Annotated in this window: 17 protein-coding genes; 9 read left to right on the plus strand and 8 right to left on the minus strand. The window is 35.4% G+C overall.

Annotated features, from left to right (window positions below; translation table 11 throughout):
- Window positions 1-67 precede the first annotated feature (67 nt).
- Both AVL50_RS21350 and AVL50_RS21355 read right to left on the minus strand, forming a co-directional pair.
- Window positions 68-1,993: a DUF3857 domain-containing protein gene (locus AVL50_RS21350; RefSeq protein WP_062618514.1), complete on the minus strand. Its 1,926-nt coding sequence runs from the start codon at window positions 1,991-1,993 to the stop codon at window positions 68-70.
- Between the two features lie 2 nt (window positions 1,994-1,995).
- Window positions 1,996-3,999: a DUF3857 domain-containing protein gene (locus AVL50_RS21355; RefSeq protein ID WP_062618515.1), complete on the minus strand. Its 2,004-nt coding sequence runs from the start codon at window positions 3,997-3,999 to the stop codon at window positions 1,996-1,998.
- 281 nt (window positions 4,000-4,280) lie between these two features.
- Here AVL50_RS21355 and AVL50_RS21360 point away from each other — a divergent pair, with 281 nt between their 5' ends.
- The 4 genes from AVL50_RS21360 to AVL50_RS21375 all read left to right on the plus strand — a co-directional run bounded on the left by AVL50_RS21360 (window position 4,281) and on the right by AVL50_RS21375 (window position 8,687).
- The gene (locus tag AVL50_RS21360) at window positions 4,281-4,643 is read left to right on the plus strand and encodes a CoA-binding protein (protein ID WP_062618516.1); all 363 of its coding nucleotides are present in this window, start codon (window positions 4,281-4,283) and stop codon (window positions 4,641-4,643) included.
- The gene (locus tag AVL50_RS21365; protein ID WP_062618517.1) at window positions 4,643-5,545 is read left to right on the plus strand and encodes a histone deacetylase; all 903 of its coding nucleotides are present in this window, start codon (window positions 4,643-4,645) and stop codon (window positions 5,543-5,545) included. Before AVL50_RS21360 ends, AVL50_RS21365 begins: the two co-directional genes overlap by 1 nt.
- Before the next feature lie 283 nt (window positions 5,546-5,828).
- Entirely contained in the window at window positions 5,829-7,523 is a 1,695-nt protein-coding gene (locus AVL50_RS21370; RefSeq protein ID WP_062618518.1) for a Na/Pi cotransporter family protein, read from the plus strand.
- A 204-nt stretch (window positions 7,524-7,727) separates the two neighbouring features.
- Window positions 7,728-8,687 (plus strand): acetyl-CoA carboxylase carboxyltransferase subunit alpha, encoded by a 960-nt coding sequence (locus AVL50_RS21375; protein WP_062618519.1) that lies wholly within the window; start codon window positions 7,728-7,730, stop codon window positions 8,685-8,687.
- Window positions 8,688-8,911: 224 nt separating this feature from the next.
- Here AVL50_RS21375 and AVL50_RS21380 read toward each other — a convergent pair whose 3' ends face one another.
- Window positions 8,912-10,915 (minus strand): hypothetical protein, encoded by a 2,004-nt coding sequence (locus tag AVL50_RS21380; RefSeq protein WP_062618520.1) that lies wholly within the window; start codon window positions 10,913-10,915, stop codon window positions 8,912-8,914.
- Window positions 10,912-11,700 carry a hypothetical protein gene (locus tag AVL50_RS21385; protein ID WP_062618521.1) on the minus strand — a complete coding sequence of 263 codons (789 nt, stop codon included), beginning with the start codon at window positions 11,698-11,700 and terminating at the stop codon, window positions 10,912-10,914. The genes AVL50_RS21380 and AVL50_RS21385 overlap by 4 nt, the downstream gene beginning before the upstream one ends.
- Before the next feature lie 265 nt (window positions 11,701-11,965).
- On the opposite strand from AVL50_RS21385, the gene AVL50_RS21390 reads away from it, so the two are divergent.
- The 5 genes from AVL50_RS21390 to AVL50_RS21410 all read left to right on the plus strand — a co-directional run bounded on the left by AVL50_RS21390 (window position 11,966) and on the right by AVL50_RS21410 (window position 17,695).
- Window positions 11,966-13,240, plus strand: a complete 1,275-nt coding sequence (locus tag AVL50_RS21390) for a hypothetical protein (protein ID WP_062618522.1) — start codon at window positions 11,966-11,968, stop codon at window positions 13,238-13,240.
- Between the two features lie 3 nt (window positions 13,241-13,243).
- On the plus strand, window positions 13,244-14,383 hold the full coding sequence (locus AVL50_RS21395; protein ID WP_062618523.1) for a glycosyltransferase: 1,140 nt from the start codon (window positions 13,244-13,246) through the stop codon (window positions 14,381-14,383).
- The gene (locus AVL50_RS21400; RefSeq protein WP_062618524.1) at window positions 14,374-14,979 is read left to right on the plus strand and encodes an RNA polymerase sigma factor; all 606 of its coding nucleotides are present in this window, start codon (window positions 14,374-14,376) and stop codon (window positions 14,977-14,979) included. The genes AVL50_RS21395 and AVL50_RS21400 overlap by 10 nt, the downstream gene beginning before the upstream one ends.
- 217 nt (window positions 14,980-15,196) lie before the next feature.
- Window positions 15,197-16,186: an aspartate-semialdehyde dehydrogenase gene (locus AVL50_RS21405; RefSeq protein ID WP_044203155.1), complete on the plus strand. Its 990-nt coding sequence runs from the start codon at window positions 15,197-15,199 to the stop codon at window positions 16,184-16,186.
- A gap of 201 nt (window positions 16,187-16,387) precedes the next feature.
- Window positions 16,388-17,695 carry a Na+/H+ antiporter NhaC family protein gene (locus AVL50_RS21410; RefSeq protein WP_062619149.1) on the plus strand — a complete coding sequence of 436 codons (1,308 nt, stop codon included), beginning with the start codon at window positions 16,388-16,390 and terminating at the stop codon, window positions 17,693-17,695.
- A 427-nt stretch (window positions 17,696-18,122) separates the two neighbouring features.
- Here the strand turns inward: AVL50_RS21410 and atpG are convergent, their stop codons facing one another.
- The 4 genes from atpG to atpF all read right to left on the minus strand — a co-directional run bounded on the left by atpG (window position 18,123) and on the right by atpF (window position 21,827).
- Window positions 18,123-19,019, minus strand: a complete 897-nt coding sequence (atpG, locus tag AVL50_RS21415; RefSeq protein WP_062618525.1) for an ATP synthase F1 subunit gamma — start codon at window positions 19,017-19,019, stop codon at window positions 18,123-18,125.
- Window positions 19,020-19,092: 73 nt separating this feature from the next.
- Window positions 19,093-20,670: a F0F1 ATP synthase subunit alpha gene (gene atpA, locus AVL50_RS21420; RefSeq protein ID WP_062618526.1), complete on the minus strand. Its 1,578-nt coding sequence runs from the start codon at window positions 20,668-20,670 to the stop codon at window positions 19,093-19,095.
- A gap of 75 nt (window positions 20,671-20,745) precedes the next feature.
- The gene (gene atpH, locus AVL50_RS21425) at window positions 20,746-21,282 is read right to left on the minus strand and encodes an ATP synthase F1 subunit delta (RefSeq protein ID WP_062618527.1); all 537 of its coding nucleotides are present in this window, start codon (window positions 21,280-21,282) and stop codon (window positions 20,746-20,748) included.
- A 53-nt stretch (window positions 21,283-21,335) separates the two neighbouring features.
- Window positions 21,336-21,827, minus strand: a complete 492-nt coding sequence (atpF, locus tag AVL50_RS21430) for a F0F1 ATP synthase subunit B (RefSeq protein WP_062618528.1) — start codon at window positions 21,825-21,827, stop codon at window positions 21,336-21,338.
- Between the last annotated feature and the right edge of the window lie 56 nt (window positions 21,828-21,883).

Consider the following 21,883-nt stretch of genomic DNA (forward strand, 5'->3'; position numbering starts at 1 on the left):
AATAAAAAAACGAGGTCATTTTGATTGAATTCAAAATGACCTCGTTTTCATTACACGAAGATTAAAATTACTCCAAATCCTCCTCTTTCTTATAATCAGGAGAATATTCAATCCATAACTTTGACTCATCATATTTATCCACACCTTTTAAAAATGAATAATAATCAGAATACTGTTCTTTACTATAAACTCCGCCTTTTACAATCAATGTTCTCACTAACCGAATAGATTGATCTTCATTTTTTTGATAAGACGTTTTATACGAACCAAATTCTGTTTCTAAGTCAATTGCCTCTGGTAAAGTTTCCACTTTCATCCCCTCTAGTAAATAAATATCCACAGTATCAATATCTGTATAAGGGTAATCAATTACAAAATCAGTTTTTCTAGATCTATACCTTGTAGGCGTGGAATAATCATCTTTAAATGGAAAAAGAGGAAACATCAAACCGCCATTGATCACTTTTCCATAGTTGTGAACATCTACAGTAAAGTTCATTTTGGAAACAGGGTCTGGGTAGGATTTTATATTTTTCACCTCTATAGATTTCAGCTCTGAAGATTTCAACGCATAACGTTTTAAGAATTCTTTTTTAAGCTCTTCTTCTGACTCCCTTTCTAAACGCTCATAATTACCGTACTGAAAACCTCTTGCTTCAATATGAGATTGTAACCAGATTCCTTTATCCTGCTTCAATTTCACTATTGTTCTTCTTTCTTGAAGATTATCTTCGGCCGTGTAACGTTTCGTGTTTACCAATTTACTATTACCCTCTTCAACAATGAGTGCTTTACGATTGCCAGTAAATCTCCCCATGTATCCAAAAGGAGTTGTCTGTGAAGTACATTCCAGCCAAACGGTATCTTGATCCACTATATTAGGCAAACACAAAATAGCATGATTAAACTGAGAACTTACCATCTCTTCATCCACGACCGAATAGCCTCTTCCTCCTCTGATAATCACATATCTTGCATCAATTCCTACCGCTTGCATCAAGTTGTATGTATAATTGGACAACCCTTTACAATCACCATAGCCTTTGTCATTGACAATACTAGAATTAAAAGGTTTTAAACCACCAATCCCCAACTGAATACTCACATACCTTGTCTTGCTTTGAACATATTCATAAACAATTCGAGCTTTTTCAATAGGTGATTCTATATCCTTGGTTAGTTTTTTCACCTCTGCAATCACCTCTGGAGAAAGATCTCTCGTTCCTTTATTCAACCCCACTATATATTCACCAAAGTCTTTCCAAGTCTCTAAACTACCCTGTGTTTTTTCATAGGTAAAATGATAGGGCTGTGCGGAAACATGAGGAAAAATCATGGTCTCTGGTAAACTTTTACTTTCTTCTTTTTTAGCATAAAAATCCCTTAATGACCAATGATAAACGTCCTTTCCATCTACCTTACTAGTTTTAGCGTTATCAATTATATTTTCTTTAATTCTTAATTTCGTCCCCTCAGGCACTTTTAGAGTAAAAGTAGAATATAATACCGCTTCATTATAATGGCTAACAGGGTACCATTTTGGATACACGAACAACCCATTATAATTTGTAGTGTAAGAATATTCGATGACTGCAGGATAAGTTGATATAGTTGGTTGGATGACTTTCACCCTTCCATCTCCAACATAACCAGCATTAGGTGACGTTGATAAATCATGAATCTCTTCCTCTTTAAACTTTTTGGGCTTTTTGTAGCCTTTTTCAAGTAATGTACCACGCATATTAGTGATCGTAGATCCTTTATCGTAGTAGGCAACCATTGTAGCCTTTTCCATCCCTGATTTATTACGGACCCAAATCTTCTGACTAAAATGCTTCTTGATTTTATTTTCACTCTCCACTATCAACTCTTCACTAGCCTCCAGAATGATTACATCTGCATTTTTTTGAATTTTCTCATCCAATAAACCGACTTGACCAAAAGAAAAATTCACTGCCATAGTTAGCAGTGAAATAAAGAATAGTTTTCTCATCTTTATTGATTTTGAACTAATACAATTGGAGAATTCTGCAAGGAGTAAGCTTCATCAAAAAATCTTTTAAGAGAAGAATACTCATCAGGACCAAACACTAATCGATTTACTTTAAAATCAATAAGTATTGTAATCATATTGCCACTTTGGGACACCAAATATCTTAAATTACCACTCTTCTTGTCCACTAAACTCATCGCTGTTGATTTTGGCAACTCTTTCACACTAAACCCTTCAGGAAGGTTGATTTGAACCATAAATCTAGTTTTCAAAGGATATGGGAACTCTACAGGATAATTTCTTTTTTCAAGTTTGAAAGGGTTCTCTTCAATATTCAACAGCTGTAGCGGATTGATCACAAGAGCATCACCTGCCTTTTCAATTCCATTTTCCCATTCAAAATCAAATTTTTCAACAGGTTTTACATCTACATCCTTTTCTCCTTCTACCGAATATTCATTGATTAATAAACCTGTTTTAGCATCTTCAATTTCTGCCAAATATTCATCTTCTTCATCAAAAGAGTGATACTTGCTTCTCCATTTTATAGCATCATAACCAACGTGTGTTGCTCTGTAGCTACCTTTTATTGATAAATCGGATTCAATATTCAATTCAAGAATTTCTGAAACTTCATCTTTTACTTTTGGATCAATAGAAACAAAAGTACCATTCACTCTTTCATTATCAGACATAATTACACCTTGATAATTCAATGCTCTTTTAGGTAAAACATCAAAAGGATGTTTTTTAGAAGTAGCGTCAAGAAAATATTTCTTTTCACCGTCCACTACGTATGCTATAATGTATCCTAATTGTGTCAGAGCAGGGTTGTATTGTACCACTTTTCCACCTGATCTGACATTACCCATCAAAGGAAAAGCAGAAACTCCAACTTCTTTTAAGGCTGCAACTAGCATTAAATTGATTTCTGCTACATTACCTTTTCTTTGCATATAAGCACGTCTTGTACCTCCTTCACCTGCATAACATCCCAAGCCTTCATTCCATGTCATTCTTTTTTGAATAAAATCATACACTAACTTAGCTCTTTCCAATTTGTCTTCAGTCTTCGACGCAATAGCATTCAATTCGTCCTTCATGAAACTCGTTTTCTTTGTGAGTTCACCACAACTTCCGCTTCTTCTAAGGTTTGTCAAAACGGATTCCCAACTTGAAGTATATTGCTTCATCCCATTATTTACCGATGACAACTCCATTTCTAGTCGAGCTAAATAATCATGAGGAGATGTCATAAAAGGCTCTTCTTTAAAAGCTGGAATATTTTCCTGTCTCCAATTTCTAATTCTCACTGTTTGAGAAAATGGGTCATTGTAATCAACAAACTTAAAAGTTTGAGTGGTAGAGGAACCTTTTGTCTCAGTTAAAACATAATATCTTGAATTCTTAACATTGTATTCTAAATATTCAGGAACTGCAAAACTGAAGCTACTAACCAACGTTGGAATTTTTCTCTGTGCCACCCAATCATCTGGTGAATAAAGGAAATCAGATCTTTTAACATAAGAATATTCAATCACTGATCCTACCTTTACATTGGCGAAAGAAATTTTCTTGGCTTTCATGTTCTCTGAAATTTCTTCTTTGAAAATGTTGTCGTTGTCCAACTTCTCTTTGACCACTTGTCCATCTACCATATTATAGACATAGCCTTTAATGGAAGAAATTGATTCTTTAGATCCATTTTCTTCATAATATTTAAGAAGAACATCTGCATATTCCAAACCTTCTTGTTTAAGGATCTTAATTCTTACATGTCGTGTTAAAGCTGTTCTGAAAAACGACTGTCCCGCTTCAAAAGCTAGGTTCCCAAAATCTCCAATTACAAAAGCTACTGCTGATGTATCTTTTTCATAAGTTGTCAATGCCACCATTTCAGAAGATACCTTTCCCATTTTCATTTTTTGAGGAGGTGTCTGTGCGTGTGCAATAAGGCCGAATACAATAAAAGGAATAACGAAAAATGCTTTAAGTTTTTTGTTCATAAGTAATAGTATTAAAAAAGTGCCTAAAATAGTTCGAATTCACACCAAAAACCACCGCTTAATAAAATATTTATAAGCATTAAAATGACATTAATTTGAAGTTAGGTTATTGCTTCTAGTATTTATTAAAGACACAGTTTGCTTAATTTTTTAATACTCAAAGTTCCATAAAACCAAGGAATAATCAAACAGTTCAGACCTTCTTGTTGTTATATTCTAAGATTTTCTAAGGAAGAAATTTATATTTTTGTGCTTCTATTAGAATGATACTTTAATACATTATGAAAAAAACAGTCATTATAGGTGCAACACCCAATCCTTCTAGATATGCTTTTTTTGCTGCTGAACGTCTAACTCAAAAAGGACATCCAATTGTACCACTAGGTATAAAGAAAGGAAAAGTCGGAAATGGTATTGAGATCATTAATGATAAACCTGTTATTGAAGATGTTGATACTGTTACAATGTATGTAGGCCCTCAGAGACAAGAGGAGTGGATAGATTATATTATTTCGTTAAAGCCTAAAAGAATTATTTTTAATCCTGGTACAGAAAATCCATTGTTTTATAAAAAAGCGGCTGAAGCAGGCATTTTTACAGAAGAGGCTTGTACGCTAGTTATGTTATCTTCACAAACTTACTAATGTTAAAAGTAGCTTATCACCCTCGGTACGGTCATCCTGTAGAAGAAGGACATCGTTTTCCGATGGACAAATATCCCTTGCTGAAAGAACAGCTTTTATTTGAAGGTACAATTACTGAAGAAAACCTATTTGCTCCTCGTCCTGTCAAGGAAGAGGATATTCTTACTACTCATACTTTAGAATATTGGGAGAAATTAAAAAATCAGAACCTTACCTATCATGAATCCCGCAAAATAGGACTTCCCATGTCTGATGATTTAATTTTAAGAGAGCTCATCATCACTCAAGGAACTATTGACTGTGTGGAATTTGCCTTGGAATATGGTGTTGCTATGAATATTGCCGGAGGTACACATCACGCTTATTCGGAACATGGTGAAGGTTTTTGTATACTGAACGATTTTGGAGTAGCGGCCAATTACCTTATTCATAAAAAAGGATATGAAAGCATATTGATTCTAGATTTGGATGTACACCAAGGAAATGGTACCGCTGAAATATTTCAGAATACTCCTGAAGTTTTTACTTTCAGCATGCACGGAGCCAATAACTATCCTATGAAAAAAGAAATTTCAGATTTGGATATTCCTTTGGAAGACAAAGTCAATGATGCCACTTACCTTTCCATATTAAAAGAGCAATTGGAATACCTTTTTGAAAAACTAAATCCTCAGTTTATTTTTTTCTTATCAGGAGTGGATATTCTGGAAACAGATAAGCTGGGAAAATTGGGACTCACCATCCAAGGTTGTAAAACCAGAGATGAAATGGTCTATCATAAGTGTCATGAAAATGGAATTCCTGTTGTAACAAGTATGGGGGGCGGGTATTCAAAAAAGTTGAGCACAATCATCGAAGCACACGCAAATACCTTCCGAGTTGCAAATAATATTTATTTCTAACCTAACATTTAGTAGGAATATTATGATTATTAAAAGTAATGTAAGAATATTGCACCGAAAAAGAGATACATATTTTGATTACTACAAAAGAACGATCTTGCTTTCAAGTATTTTTAATAAACTTCTAAAATAAGAATACTCAATCTTTATTATTGTCTAGCTAGATTAACAAATTATTAATTTAGACAGATTTCATCAAAGAATAATGAGGAATTGAGTTACTTTGCGATCTCTAATCCCTATATATTTTAAGGGTTTTGATTTTGTTGTATTTACATTAGATATGGAATTTGGAATTTTTGAGTTTCTAAAACTTGTAGGGGCACTCGGTTTATTCATCTATGGGATGAAGGTCATGAGTGAAGGTATCCAGAACGTTGCGGGAGATAAGATGAGAAATATTCTTTCGGCAATGACCTCCAATAAATTTGCGGGTGTTTTTACAGGATTCTTAATTACTACTATAATTCAATCCTCTTCAGCTACAACAGTAATGGTTGTTAGTTTCGTGAATGCAGGATTACTCTCCCTTACTCAATCTATCGGCGTAATTATGGGAGCCAACGTGGGTACTACTGTTACCGCTTGGATTATCTCAATATTGGGCTTCAAAGTGAAAATGTCAAAACTAGCACTACCTATTATTGCTATTGCGTTCCCGATGATGTTTTCAGGTTCTAAAAGAACAAAAGATTGGGGAAACACTTTAATTGGTTTTGCGGTGTTGTTTATTGGTTTACAGATGTTAAAAGAAGCTGTACCAACATTCAGTGCAGAACAATTAACTTTCTTAGAAACTTTCAAAAACCTAGGAATATTTGCACCAGCAGCATTTGTAGTTATTGGTACTTTAATTACTATCGTAGTTCAATCTTCAAGTGCGGCAATGGCTTTAACACTCGTGTTGTGTAACCAAGGTGTGATTCCATTTGAAATTGCAGCAGCAATGGTACTTGGTGAAAACATCGGTACTACAATTACTGCCAACCTTGCAGCGGTAGTAGGTAACACAAATGCTAAAAGATCTGCACGTGCACACCTTATTTTCAACGTAACAGGTGTGATTTGGATGCTTTTAGTTTACCCATTATTCCTAAAAGGAGTTATATTCTTCATGAATGGCTACACGGAATTTGGTGATCCAACAACAGATCCACAATCAGTTCCAATTGCATTATCGATCTTCCATACATCATTTAACATCATCAACACTTCAATTATGATCTTCTTCGTTAATGCGATCAAGAATATTGTAGTGAAAATGGTACCTGAAACAGAGGACCAAGATGAATACAGCCTTGAGTTTATCTCAGACGGCAGGCCAATTGCCAATGAAGCGGGTGTAGAGCAAGCAAGAAATGAAATCAAACGTTTTGCTCAAATCATCTCAAAACAGACAACGACTGCTAGAAACTTATTCAGTTCTGGTAAAGAAAATAAAAAAGAGAGAAAAGGTTATATCTCAAAACTCCGTAAGGTAGAAGAGAATTCAGATAGAATGGAACAAGAAGTTTCAGATTTCCTATCAAAAATCTCAAGAGATCAATTGCTTTCATCTTCTCAAATTGATGAGGTAAAAAGCTTAATGCGTGCTTCACATGAGATTGAAAGAATTGGAGATATCTTCAAAGGAATGACCTTTACGATCGAGAAAAGGTACGAAGAAAAAATCTGGTTAACTGCCGATCAACAAGCTGATCTACATGAGTTTCTGGATGTTGTTGATACAGCATTTGGTGTAATGCTATCTAATATTGATGCTGACAAAGTAGACTTAGAAGCAGCTCAGAAAGCTGAAAAAGCAGTCAACCAAAAGAGAAAAGAATTACGTAAAAAGCATCTAAACCGTTCTGAAATCAACGCTGAAGGTGTTTCTACAGGTGAGATTTTAGCTTACAATGATCTTCTTGCTTCAATGGAAAGAATTGGGGATCATATCCTAAATATTTCAGAGGCATTTTCTGAAGAAGCGGAATAAGATACAATTATAACCATCTGTAAATAAGCCTCTTCCTTTTCTGGAAGAGGCTTTTTTTATATCATTTAACGGTTTTCTTGTTCCTATAAACTTTTTATTGCGTATGTTTGCTTTCTGAATAGTATAATTTTAGAATTCAATCTTTTAATAAATCATTCCTTGAGTGATTTTTAAAGAATATTAAACATCATATTTTTCGCAGCAATGGATCAGAATACACTGCTAGATTTCGAAAAGCCTATCGCTGAGCTTGAGGCGAAACTTGAAGACATGAGAGATCTTGCATCTAAAAACAACGTAGATGTAAGTACAGCTATAGAAGAGCTTGAACACAAAATTGTAGAGCTTAAAAAAAGTACTTTTGAAAACCTTACTCGTTGGCAAAGAGTACAACTTTCTCGTCATGCTGACAGACCCTACACTCTAGACTATATCTATCAAATCACAGACGACTTTGTGGAACTTCATGGTGATAGAGCCTTTGGAGATGATAAAGCAATGGTAGGTGGTTTTGGTACTATCGACGGAAAGACTTTTATGTTGATCGGTCAGCAGAAAGGTAGAAATACGAAACAACGCCAAATGAGAAACTTTGGTATGGCTAATCCTGAAGGTTACAGAAAAGCGCTTCGCTTGATGAAACTTGCAGAGAAATTCAAAAAGCCTGTTGTGACGTTTATTGATACTCCAGGTGCATTCCCTGGTCTTGAAGCAGAAGAAAGAGGTCAAGCGGAAGCAATTGCAAAGAACTTGAAGGAAATGTTCAAATTAACAGTTCCTGTAATCTGTATTGTAATTGGTGAAGGTGCTTCTGGCGGTGCTTTAGGTATTGCTATTGGTGATTCAGTAATGATGCTTGAAAACACTTGGTACTCTGTAATTTCTCCTGAATCTTGTTCTTCAATCCTTTGGAGAAGCTGGGATTACAAAGAACAAGCGGCTGAAGCATTAAAACTTACAGCAAAAGATATGGAATCTTTCGGTTTGATCGACAAGATCATCCCTGAACCACTTGGGGGTGCTCATACAAACCCTCAGGAAATGTTCAAAATCATGAAAGAAACAATCCTTTCTGAAACTGCTGAGTTAGAAAAACTAGATACAATAACACTTAAGAATAACAGAATTGAGAAATTCTCACAAATGGGTGTTTTCGAAGAATAATCAATATTCGATTATTTCAATAGATCAATGCGATTTTAGGTCAATCCTAAAATCGCTTTTTTTGTAACATGTTTAGAATATATATTTTAGAAGTCAAAATTTTCCATTTTAGGTTGTAAAGAAATTAATTTCAAAGAAAATAGTGGTTCTATAGTTGATGAAATTAATAAACTCACGTTCTAAAAGGGTGAATTTTTACTAAAAGAGATGTTTCAAACATGCTATTATAAACTCACCTTTAGCTGAAAGGTAAAATCATGCTTTGAGTTTCCATCTATTTCATCCCACCCACTTCCAATTTCTTCTCTATCTTGATAAAAAGTATAAGACCATCTACCTGTCAATCGAAACCTTTTTGATAACTTATATTTCAACAATACATAATTCTTCCATCCTCTTCCATAATAAGGCGGAAATGAAAATACATACTGAAGGTTCTTTTCATAACTGTATAGCCTAGAGTTATAATCATCTGTAGAAAAATAAGCAACACGGGTGTCTATTTTAAGGTTATCAAAAAGTTGAGCACTTACATCTTGTGCTAGAAGATAACCAAAACTTTCTTCTAGCCCTTGATATAAATGAACTTGAACTACAGGTTTTAAAGTAATACGATGCTCCTCAATGAGTGCTCCAAAAGTAGCTTTCTGACTTGTTTCCTGAATTAAAACAGACTTAAAATAATCTTCTTGAGTGATATACTTCCCTCGGTCAAACATTGAAATATTTAGAAATAAGGAAGTATTACTATTCACTTTTAATTTACTTCGACTTCTAAATTCAATGCCTTCTACACCTACATCGTTTCTATACGTAGGAAAAGGAAAGGAATATAAATCCAAATATCCTTCTACTAAAAACTTCTTCCCCTTTTTCCATTTAAGACCTATATAAAAGCCCTCTTCATTGGTTGTATTTGTACTTTCAGAAAGTGAATTTCCAAAGAGTGACAAGTAATTGTGATCATAACCTCTATAAGAAAAGACTAGATCAAGCCCTTTTTTTAAACTAACATAAGTGGAAAAGATAAAAGCTGTTCCTCCAAAACTTGAGCGGGCAACTTCAGAAAAGAAAGAAATATTCCTCCAATAATAATTAAAATCCAGACTTAAGTTCGAGGAATATTTCCCCTCAAAAACAGAAAGTGAATCTTTTCTACTCCCCAAATCAATATAATTAGAATACTGATTCCTTAGAAAATTACATCCAATATTTAATGCTTTAAAATGACTATCTACCCTTCCGCCAACACTCATTAATGCTATTTGACTGCGCTTTTCTATTTCTGTGGCAGTCCTGTGTAAACCATTACTAACTACTCTTGTGGTATCTGATGCATATGCATCCAGTTTTTTATAACTCCCCACCAAAGTTAACTTCACATTATTCAAAGGTTGTAGAGCAACCAAACCTCCTCTAAAAAAGCCACTTTCCGTAACGGAAGTATAGGGTCTCGCTTCTGAAACTGCACGCGTAATATTCAAAATTGGATCCCCTCCTTTTCCCAGAAAATAACCACCTCCAAACACTAAGCCTTGTCCTCCAATCATTTGATAATCTCCTATCAGCAATTGCCTTATAAAACCATCATTTTGAACATTGATATGAGCAGAAGTAAAATCAAATCCAAAATGACTTTTGGAAGGATTCCAATCCCAAACCTCTCCTTTATCTTGCTGTATCGTTAATCCAAAACTGTAATTATTTCTTTTAGACCAAAGTAATTTCTGTTGAAAATAAGCAGGAGCACCTAAATAATGATTCTGAAGAAATCCTTTAGATGCAGGAGTAGAAAATCCAAAGTTGGTTAATGAATAATGAAGATCAGGTACTTTCAATTGCTCTTTTCTACTTAATCCTTCTTCATTGAAATTTGAAACATAGGTACAAGATTTTACCAACTGTACTAAATCATCATTCCATCCTTCTACCCTTTTTAATTCATTGGTGCTCACAAATGCCCCAAAAGATTTTTTATATGCCTTGAAGGATGATATTTCTTCATAAGTCAACCCAAATAAAGTTTGTAACTCCCAAGTTTTCAGTTTGTTTAAGTTTCTTGGATTTCTGTGAAAAGCAAGCCAATAATCCACCTCTTTAGGAGATAAAAGCTCCATTTTATCTTTTGAAAAAATACTTTGTAACCATAGTAATTCTTCATCATTAGATTGTGCATTGATGCATAAAGTGTGGGTCATTAATGCAATGAAAATTAAAAGCTTCATCATGATTTTCTAAGACTATAACAGAGTGAAAAAGCATGTGTCCAACCTAAAACCTGATGTACCTGAAAAGCATAATCAATCAGCCATCTTTTATAATACAACTGAGAACCTAAACCTATTCTCAAAAAAGGAAAAGTTATACCTGTATAAATTCTAAAATGATCTGTTAATTGGTATTCTACAGAAGACCTTGAAGTCAGATACTGATCACTTTCCTTTTCAATCATTGTATTCAGTTGAAGAAATTGATCAACTTTATAGGCAATACCAAAACGAAAAATGGATGGGATTGACAATTCTAATTCATCTACAGAATACCCCTCACTTAAAATATTCTGCCCATGAAACGATAATTCCACATGCTCACTTAAAGTGGTATTCACTCCCAAATTGAAAGTCATGGCGTGTAACCTTCTTATTGTTGCGCCACCTATTTGATAAAAATTCAAACTTCCTCCTAAACGTACTATTCCGATTTTCTTCCCCAAACCAAATGCAACAGATTGCTCATTGAAGTCACTGTCTCCAAACTTCTGAAACGAAGTTGCAAAGTGTAGTTTTCTTGTGGGAAGAACTGCTGAGAAGTTGAATGTGGATAAAGCAAAAGCCTGATGCGTCATTCGATGACTAAGTCCTGCTGAGGTCTCCTTTACCTTTGAAATATTAGCTACGGCATTTACTGATGACCAAACATCTGCTACAAATAAGTTTGCATCTGTACGTCCTAATGAAGAAGCTCCAATTTTATGTAAAGAAGTGGTAGAATAAATAGTTTGTCCTTGCAACATCCCTATTGAAAGGCAATAGAGTATGAAGACTCGATAAAAATGAATCATTAATTTGGATGAATAGTTAGTTCTTATACATAATACAGAAAAAGAATCGTAAGCTTTTCTGAATCGTTTCAATAATCAAAATTTAATAGATCAACTTCTACTTTCATAATAATCTGGATAAAATTGTGAAGAATAGAGGAAAGAATTGTATTTTCAATGTTCAATGATGATATTATATTATTATCAATCGAGTAAGTGATAGAAGAGAGTGAGATTAATGAAAGAGAGAAAACAACTTAAACTTATATTACTGGGATTGCTTTGGTTTATATGTTCGCCTGCATTTGCCAATTATATATTGGTGCCAATGGATCACTCCCAAACCAATCATCTAAAAGCATACGGTATCACCTATTGGGTACTTCAAAAAGACATTGAAGCAGAATGGCTATTGAATTTCAGAGGTGGTAGTTTCCTGTTCAAGTATGCACAAGATTTTGAAAACGAAATGATTGTAAGAGGCGTTAGTTATGAAGTAATTTCTGATGCTCAAGTAGTCGGTATTAAAAGAGAAATTGAACATCCTGAATCCAATATGGACATCATGCGTTTGGATGTCCCTCCAAAAATTGCCGTTTATTCTCCTCCATCAAAAATGCCTTGGGATGATGCTGTAACGCTCGTTTTAACCTACGCTGAAATACCTTATGATGTAATTTTCGATGATGAAGTAATTGCAGACCTTCTTCCAAAATATGATTGGTTACACCTTCACCATGAAGATTTCACAGGACAGTATGGTAAGTTCTTCAGAGCATATGGAAGACAGAAATGGTATATTGACAATCAAAAGAAATTTGAAGCTTCCGCTCATAAACATGGTTTTGGTAAGGTCTCTCAGTTGAAGCTAGGTGTTGCTAAAAAAATCAGAGATTTCTGTGCTGGTGGTGGATTCCTTTTCGCTATGTGTTCAGCTACCGACACTTATGATATAGCTTTATCAGCAGAAGGAGTCGATATTTGTGATTTTATGTATGATGGAGACCCTGCAGATCCTAATGCACAATCAAAATTAAATTACGACAAAACCTTCGCATTTAAGGATTTCAAGTTATATATGGATCCTTATAAATATGAATACTCAGACATAGACAATCAATACTATGAAAGAGGTTTGACAGAAAGCAATGACTTCTTTAAATTGTTTGCTTTTTCAGCTAAATGGGATCCTATTCCAACTATGTTGACACAAAACCATGAGCAAAATATTAAAGGTTTTATGGGACAAACTACGGCTTTCAAAAAACATCTAGTAAAATCTGATGTGATCGTATTGGGTGAAACAAGCGAAGCAAATGAAGTAAGATATATCCATGGCACTTACGGAAAAGGGACTTGGACATTCTATGGAGGTCATGATCCAGAAGATTATCAACATTTAGTAGGTGAAGAACCAACAGACCTCAACCTTCACCCTAATTCTCCAGGCTACAGACTTATTCTAAACAATATTCTTTTCCCTGCAGCAAAAAAGAAAAAGCAAAAAACTTAGAATATGGCTCTACTTTCTTCTCTTGAAGATCCTAGCTCATTAATCACACTTCTTTACTTTCTCCTTTTACTTCCTCAATACTTCGTTTGGGGAGGGGTTGCTCCTTACAGCTTATGGAAAAAGAGAACACATCCAAATTCTGATTCCAATCCACTACCTGTAAGTATAATCATTACAGCTAGAAATGAGGAAAAGAATATCTCTAAACTTCTACACTCTCTGATTATTCAAGATTATGACTGCTTTGAAATTATTGTTATTGATGACCGATCTACAGACAATACATCTTTCATTGTTAATCAGTTTACCTCAAAATATGGTAATATCAAAAAAGTAAGACTAGAGAAAACCAACCCCAATTGGAGTCCCAAGAAGTATGCATTAACTAAAGGCATTGCAGAAGCACAGTACAAAAACTTTCTCTTTATAGATGGGGATTGCTGGGTCGAAAACAATAACTGGATAAACACAATAGCTCCCTTTTTTCATCATTATGAGATCCTCATCGGTATTGGGCTTTATGAAAACAAACAGAATAATTGGGTTTCAAATATAACACAGTATGAAACATTTCATACAGCAATTCAATACAGTTCGTTTAGTAATATGGGCATAAACTATATGGCTGTAGGACGGAACTTTGGATATAATAAAGATGTTTATGAAAGGGCGAATGGTTTTCAAAAACACAAAAAAGTACTCAGTGGTGATGACGATTTATTTGTGAATCAAATGTCTAATACAAAAAACACCATCACCATCATCAATAGTAATGCACTTACTTATAGTTCTCCCGAAAAAGATTGGAAAGCATGGTTTAGACAAAAAACAAGACATGTCAGTGCCAGTTATCATTATAAATTTTCAAATAAATTACTTTTAGGTGCACTTAGTACTTCGCACATATCAGTATATTTTATATATTTACTAATGATACCACTAGATATGGCAAATTTATTGCAACTCTCAGTACTACTCTTGATCCGTACACTATTGATGATAGTATGTTTCAAAAGGTTTACAGCAATGGTAGGTGAGAAAATCAAGTGGTGGCATATACCAATTTTGGACCTAATGCTAATTGCATATCAAATATTAATAGGAGTATCCTCTGTGATCTCAAAGCGAAAAACATGGATTTAGACAGACAGTTTTCCCAAAAGGCGCTTGAAGATTTTGAATTAATAGACGAAGCGATTGAAGGTAATGAGCAGGCTTACGCACAGCTGATGGGCCGTTACCGTAAATCGGTATATCATACGATATTAAAAATGGTTAGAAATGTAGATGATGCAGAAGATCTAACCATTGAAGCTTTCGCTAAAGCATTTAAGAATCTCTCCAAGTTTAAAAAAGACTACACATTCAGTACGTGGTTATTTAGAATCGCGTCCAATAATGCAATTGATTTTATTCGTAAAAAGAAATTAGAAACTTACTCTATCGATGCTGAAGTGACCAATAAAGACGGTGACACTATGAGCATGAATATTCAAGATTCTGGCCTTACCCCTCAGGAAGAGGCTATTAAAGCTCAGAAAATTCAGATTGTAAGAGAGTTTGTAAGTCTACTTCCTCCAAAATACCAAAGACTCGTAAAATTGAGATATTTTGAAGAGAAATCTTACGATGAAATTGCTGAAGAACTTGAAGCACCTCTAGGTACTATCAAGGCACAGCTGCACAGGGCAAGAGAATTACTTTATGACTTGGCGAAGAATAGTAAAAATATTCTTTAAGAAAAGAACTTCTTGTAAATGCAGCATCAGTACTCTTGAAAATACTGATGCTGTTTTTTTTATAACACTATGTGTTATTATTGTATAAAACAGTTTTATAAATAACAATTTAAAAATTGTTTTTCTACATTTACACCGTAATCTATCTAGAAGGCCAAAACATTAATTTTCAACGGCCTTAGCGGTTATTTTCAAACAAACCAACTATCAAAATATTATGAAATTAGCAGTTGTAGGCGCCACTGGATTGGTTGGCGAGCAAATTCTAAACGTCATCGAAGAAAGAGGTTTCAAATTCGATGAATTATTACTCGTTGCATCAGCTAGATCAGCTGGTAAAGTAGTTACTTACCAAGGTAAAGAGTATACAGTTATCACTGCAGAGGAAGCAATTGCTCAACAGCCTGATATTGCTATCTTCTCAGCGGGTGGTGCATCTTCATTAGAGTACGCTCCAAAATTTGCTGAAGCAGGAAGTACTGTAATTGACAACTCATCAGCATGGAGAATGGATCCATCAAAGAAGTTGATTGTTCCTGAGGTAAACGCTAAATCTTTAACAAAAGAAGATAAGATCATCGCAAACCCTAACTGTTCTACAATTCAAATGATTGTAGCGATTGGTCCTTTGCATGAAAAATATAAAATCAAAAGAGTTGTTGTATCTACGTACCAGTCAGTAACTGGTTCTGGTAAAGCAGCTGTTGATCAATTATTCGACGAAAGAGCTGGTAAGGAGGCAAACATGGTTTATCCTCATCAAATCGACTTGAACGTCCTTCCTCACATTGATGTATTCCAAGACAATGGATATACTAAAGAGGAAATGAAGATGATCAACGAGACAAAGAAAATCTTAGAAGATGATTCTGTAAAAGTTACTGCTACTACAGTTCGTATCCCTACTGTAGGTGGTCACTCTGAATCAGTAAACATTGAGTTCGAAAACGAATTTGATGAGGCTGAATTACGTCAGATCTTAGCAGAAGCTCCTGGTATCATCATCCAAGACGATCCTGCAAACAACGTATATCCTATGCCATTGACTTCTCATAACAGAGATGAAACATTTGTAGGTCGTATCCGTCGTGACGAAACGCAAGAGAAAACAGTAAACATGTGGATCGTTGCTGACAACCTTCGTAAAGGTGCGGCGACAAACACTGTTCAAATTGCTGAATATTTAGTGGAAGCAGGATTAGTATAGTTTTAAATCAGATTATATATATATCCAAAACTGAGGTAATTCATTTTGCCTCAGTTTTTTTATTTATAACAGATTAGTATTAATTAACGGCCTCTATCTCATCTAATCTGAAATCTTTTGTAGTTTAGCAGTTTGTTAAGTAGAGATAATAATCTACTTATCAATAAACTAGATATTATCGGCAACCAAATTTTATTCATTTTGGAAAACAATATAAAGAAAGGGAATCCTTATGCTTTAATACCTTTACTAACATTCCTGGTCAGCTATTTAGCGGTATCGATTATAACTGGAGACTTCTATAAAATGCCCGCTACTGTATCCTTCTTATTGGCATCAGTAGTAGCATTATCTATGAATTCTAAAGCTACTTTAAAAGAAAAAATCAGCACTTACACTCAAGGAATGGGCCACAGCGACATTATGTTGATGTGTATTATATTTCTGTTAGCAGGTGCATTCGGCAATGTAAGTAAAAGTATGGGAGCCATTGACTCCACAGTAAACCTTGCACTTACTTACCTTCCAAGCAATTTATTAATTACAGGGTTATTTATCATTTCCTGCTTTATCTCTATCTCAGTTGGAACATCTGTAGGTACCATTGTGGCCATTGCTCCAATTGCTGTAGGTATTGCTGAAAAAACGGGGATGCCAATAGGAATTGGTCTTGGAGCTGTAATTGGCGGTGCGATGTTTGGAGATAACCTTTCCATGATCTCTGATACAACTATTGCGGCAGCAAGAACACAAGGAGTAGAAATGAGAGACAAATTCAAAGCAAATATTAAAATTGCACTTCCAGCTGCTATACTTACCATTATCATTTACCTTATTACTACAAGTGGATTCTCACTTAGCTTAGAAGACAGCTATGAATATTCTCTTATTAAAGTTATTCCTTATTTAGTGGTATTAGTTGGTGCCTTATCAGGAATTAATGTTTTAATCGTTCTTTTGCTAGGTACAGTACTTTCAGGTATAATCGGTATATCGGTTGGGTCATTTGATATTTGGGGATTAATATCAGCAACCTCAGCAGGTTTTATGGGAATGTCTGAAATTATCATCCTCTGCTTGATGATCGGTGGTGTAGTAGCCATTACTCATAAAAACGGAGGAATCGAATATATCATCTATGCAATTACATCAAGAATCAACAGTACTAAAGGTGGCGAGCTAGGTATAGCATTATTGATCACATTTATTGATATGTGTACTGCCAATAACACTATTGCTATTATCATTGGAGGTCCAATTGCTAAAGAAATCAGTACAAAGTACAATATTGAACCAAAGAGAGCCGCAAGTATTCTTGATACTTTCTCCTGCTTCACACAAGGTATTATTCCATATGGAGCTCAAATTTTAGTAGCCGTAGGTGCTGCAGAAGCATTATCTCCATTAAGTGTGATACAATACCTCTATTATCCATTTATATTAGGCATTTGTGCTTTGGGTTATATTTTTATCATGAAGAGAGAACCAAAACCAACTGTGGCAGCATAGAAAGGTTTTAAGTTATAAATAATAAAACAGCCTTATTGAGATCTACTTGAATGTAACTCAATAAGGCTATTTTTTTCGTAGCGGCGTAGTCTACTACGCTAAGTAATAGGACAAAAGTTATGGAACTTTTTTAATGAAGAATTAAGAATGTAGAATTATGGTTCGTAAAATGGTTTTTATGGTGGCTCAGTGGACGTTGCAATGCAACATCCCTACAACTTATCCTTCATAAATGATATTCTATCAAAAATTGAAAGTAGGCTGTTGAGACGTTGTACTACAACGTCCACTGAACCACAACACAGACCACTTTTTTACCTTCAAAATACCAATTACTTTTGTCACAGTACTTACAAACTATATAGAACAAAAAAGTCTCAACCTTTTACAAGATTGAGACTTTATATATTCAAATGAGGAATTGCTATTAACCTTCAGCCAATGCATTTGCACCACCAACGATTTCAAGAATTTCATTAGTAATAGCTGCTTGACGCGATCTATTGTAATCTAATTTCAACTCTTTTAATAACTCACCTGCATTCTCTGTTGCTTTATCCATTGCAGTCATACGAGCGCCGTGTTCTGCCGCATTCGAATCAAGCAAATGCGTATAGAAGTTCACCTTCAACGTTTTTGGAATCAATTCTGAAAGAATCTTTTCTTTTTCAGGTTCGAAGATGTAATCCGCTTCGTTACCGTCATTCTCATCAGTAGATTCTGCCGTTTCTAAGGCAAAAGGTAAGAATTGTTTCGTTCTCACGATCTGAGTTGCAACATTTTTGAACTCATTATAAACAACTACTACCTTGTCAAACTTTCCTGAAACATAGCCATCCATAGCATATTCAGCAGCTTTTCTAGCTTCTTCAAAAGTCACTTCATGGAAGAAGTTAACATAATCAGAGTTTGTTTGAACTCCTCTCTTTTTGAAAAAGTCAGTACCTTTTGAACCAACACCTAAGATTTCAACTCTACCTGCTTTATGTTGAGCTGCGAACTCTTCATTTAACAATCTAGAACCTTCTTTGATGATATTGGCATTAAAAGCACCTGCTAAACCACGGTCTGAAGTTACTACAATAACAAGAACGCTATTCACTTCGTCATGTGCCTCAACGAATGGACTAGAAAAGTCGTTTCCAAGTGCCGCAGTAACGTTTTCAAGTATAGACGCAAGCTTATCAGCGTACGGGCGCATACCTGTTACACGGTCTTGAGCTCTACGCATCTTTGCTGCTGAAACCATTTTCATGGCTTTAGTGATTTGCTGCGTGGAGTTTACAGAGGTAATTCTCTCTTTTACTTCTTTAAGACTAGCCATTTTCTGTTTGAGTAATAAAAGTGAATTAGCAACAAGAGTATTGAGAATACCTTGTTGCTAATTTCTAATATAATTATTTGTGGTTTTGAGCGATTTCCTCACCAACTTTCTTAAGAAGGTTGATTTGGTCATCTCCCCACTTACCTGAAGCGATTTGAGACATAGTATCAGCATGCTTAGAGTTAAGTACTTCTAAGTACTCAGCTTCGAATGCTTTTACTTTTTCTTCAGCTACTGGATCAAGGATACCGTTAGTACCTGCCCAGATAATTGCCACTTGGTTTTCTACTCTGTAAGGAGTATACTGAGCTTGTTTCAAGATTTCAGTATTCTTACGACCACGGCTAATTGTTAACTGAGTTACTGGATCAAGATCAGAACCAAACTTCGCGAAAGCCTCTAGTTCACGGAACTGCGCTAAGTCAGTCTTCAATTTACCAGAGATTTTCTTCATTGGCTTGATCTGAGCGTTACCACCTACACGAGATACTGAGATACCTACGTTCATCGCTGGACGTACACCTGCGTTGAATAAGTTAGTCTCTAAGAATACCTGTCCGTCAGTAATCGAAATTACGTTTGTAGGGATATATGCTGATACGTCACCTGACTGAGTTTCAATCAATGGAAGAGCTGTTAAAGATCCACCACCTTTCACTAAGTGCTTGATTGATTCAGGAAGGTCGTTCATATTCTTTGCGATCTCATCCGATGAGTTTACTTTCGCAGCACGCTCTAATAAACGCGAGTGAAGGTAGAATACGTCACCTGGATAAGCTTCACGTCCTGGAGGACGACGAAGAAGAAGTGATACCTCACGGTAAGCTACCGCTTGTTTTGAAAGGTCATCATATACTGCTAATGCAGGACGCCCAGTATCACGAATAAATTCACCAATTGCCGCACCTGTAAAAGGAGCGAAGTATTGCATTGGAGCAGGGTCAGAAGCGTTTGCTGCAACAACCACTGTATATTTCATTGCACCAGCTTTCTCAAGCGTTTGTACAATTGATGATACTGTAGAAGCCTTTTGACCTACAGCAACATAAATACAGTATACAGGTTCTCCTTTATCGTAGAACTCTTTTTGGTTGATGATTGAATCAATTGCAACCGCTGTTTTACCTGTTTGACGGTCACCAATGATTAATTCACGTTGGCCACGTCCAATAGGAGTCATCGAGTCAATAGACTTGATACCCGTTTGCATTGGCTCATCTACTGGTTGACGGTACAATACACCTGGAGCTTTACGCTCGATAGGCATTTCATACGTTTCACCTTCGATCTCGCCCTTGCCATCGATAGGGTTACCTAATGCGTCGACAACACGTCCAAACATACCTTCACCTACGTTAATAGATGCAATACGTCTTGTACGTTTTACTGTATCACCCTCTTTGATATCTGTGTATTTACCCATAATTACGGCACCTACATTATCTTCTTCGAGGTTCAATACCATACCTACGACACCTGACTCGAACTCGATCAACTCGCCAGCTTCAGCATTAAGCAAGCCATAAATACGAGCTACACCATCACCTACTTCTAAAACAGTTCCCACTTCTTCTAACTCAGAAGAAGCTTTAAACCCTGTAAGCTGTTCCTTCAGGATCGCAGACACTTCATCTGGTCTAACTTGAGCCATTTTTGTATCTGGATTTGAATTTGACTATTCTTTTCTAAAAAAAAGCATCCATAAAAGGACACTTCGCATTAAAGCTTACTGAAAAGCAACCTTTAATTGTTGTAACTGTGTTTTTACTGAGCAATCTAATTGCTTATCTCCCACAGTCAGGATGTAACCACCAATGAGAGTTGGGTCAACTTTCTCTTCCAACTCAACTGTTTTACCAGTAGATTTAGCTACTTTCTCGACCAAAACAGCCTTTGTTTCAGCTGCTAATGGAGAAGAAGTAACTACAGTAGCTCTTTGAATATTTTTTACAACATCAAACTCACTTAAAATAGATTCCATAATCTCTTTTAAAGCGTTTGTTCTGTTTTTGTCTATCACCAAGTCAAATAACTTGTTGGTTAGATCACTTACTTTCGCTGAAAAAATTTCTTTCAGAATTGCTGCTTTTTTCTCGGCTTTAATGATAGGACTATTTAGCGCTAAAGCTAAATCCTTACTATCAGCGATAGTATTCAAAACAAAATTTGCGTCATCGTATAATTTTGCTTGATCTTGTCCGTCTAATGCAACCGATACAAAAGCTTTTGCATATCGAGATGCTACTCTAGATTCTGCACTCATGGTTATGATTTATATACTACAAGGTGAATACCTTGTTTGATTTCCTGTTTAACTTAGATCTTAGCTTCAGCAACTAACTCTTTCACAAGTTGTTGTTGAGCTGCATCATCTGAAAGTTGCTTACGAACAACTTTTTCAGCAATGTCTAAAGAAAGCTCTGCTACAACACCTTTGATTTCAGACAAAGCATCTCTCTTCTCTGCTTCAATAGAAGCTCTAGCTTCATCAATGATTCTTTTTGCTTCAGCTTTAGCACCTTCTGTTGCTTCAGCAACCATTGCATCTGCTTTTGCTTTTGCTTCATTGATAATTTCTTCTCTCTCAGCACGAGCAGCCTCTTTCATCTTCTCGTTGTCTGCCTTAAGTTGTGCAATATCAGCTTTTGCTTGTTCTGCACTTTTTAGAGCGTTATCAATAGACTCTTCTCTGTTTTTTAGTGCCTTTGAAATTGTTGGAACGATTCCCATTCCAATAATTACAAACACTACTAAGAAAAATAAAGTATTCCAAAAAAGAAGGCCTACACCTGGAGTTATGATATCCATTTTCGTTTATTTTTTGCGTGTGAGCTTTGACGTTTCTTTGTTGAAAGATACCCATC

The sequence above is a fragment of the Flammeovirga sp. SJP92 genome, assembly GCF_001583495.1.
Taxonomy (GTDB): domain Bacteria; phylum Bacteroidota; class Bacteroidia; order Cytophagales; family Flammeovirgaceae; genus Flammeovirga.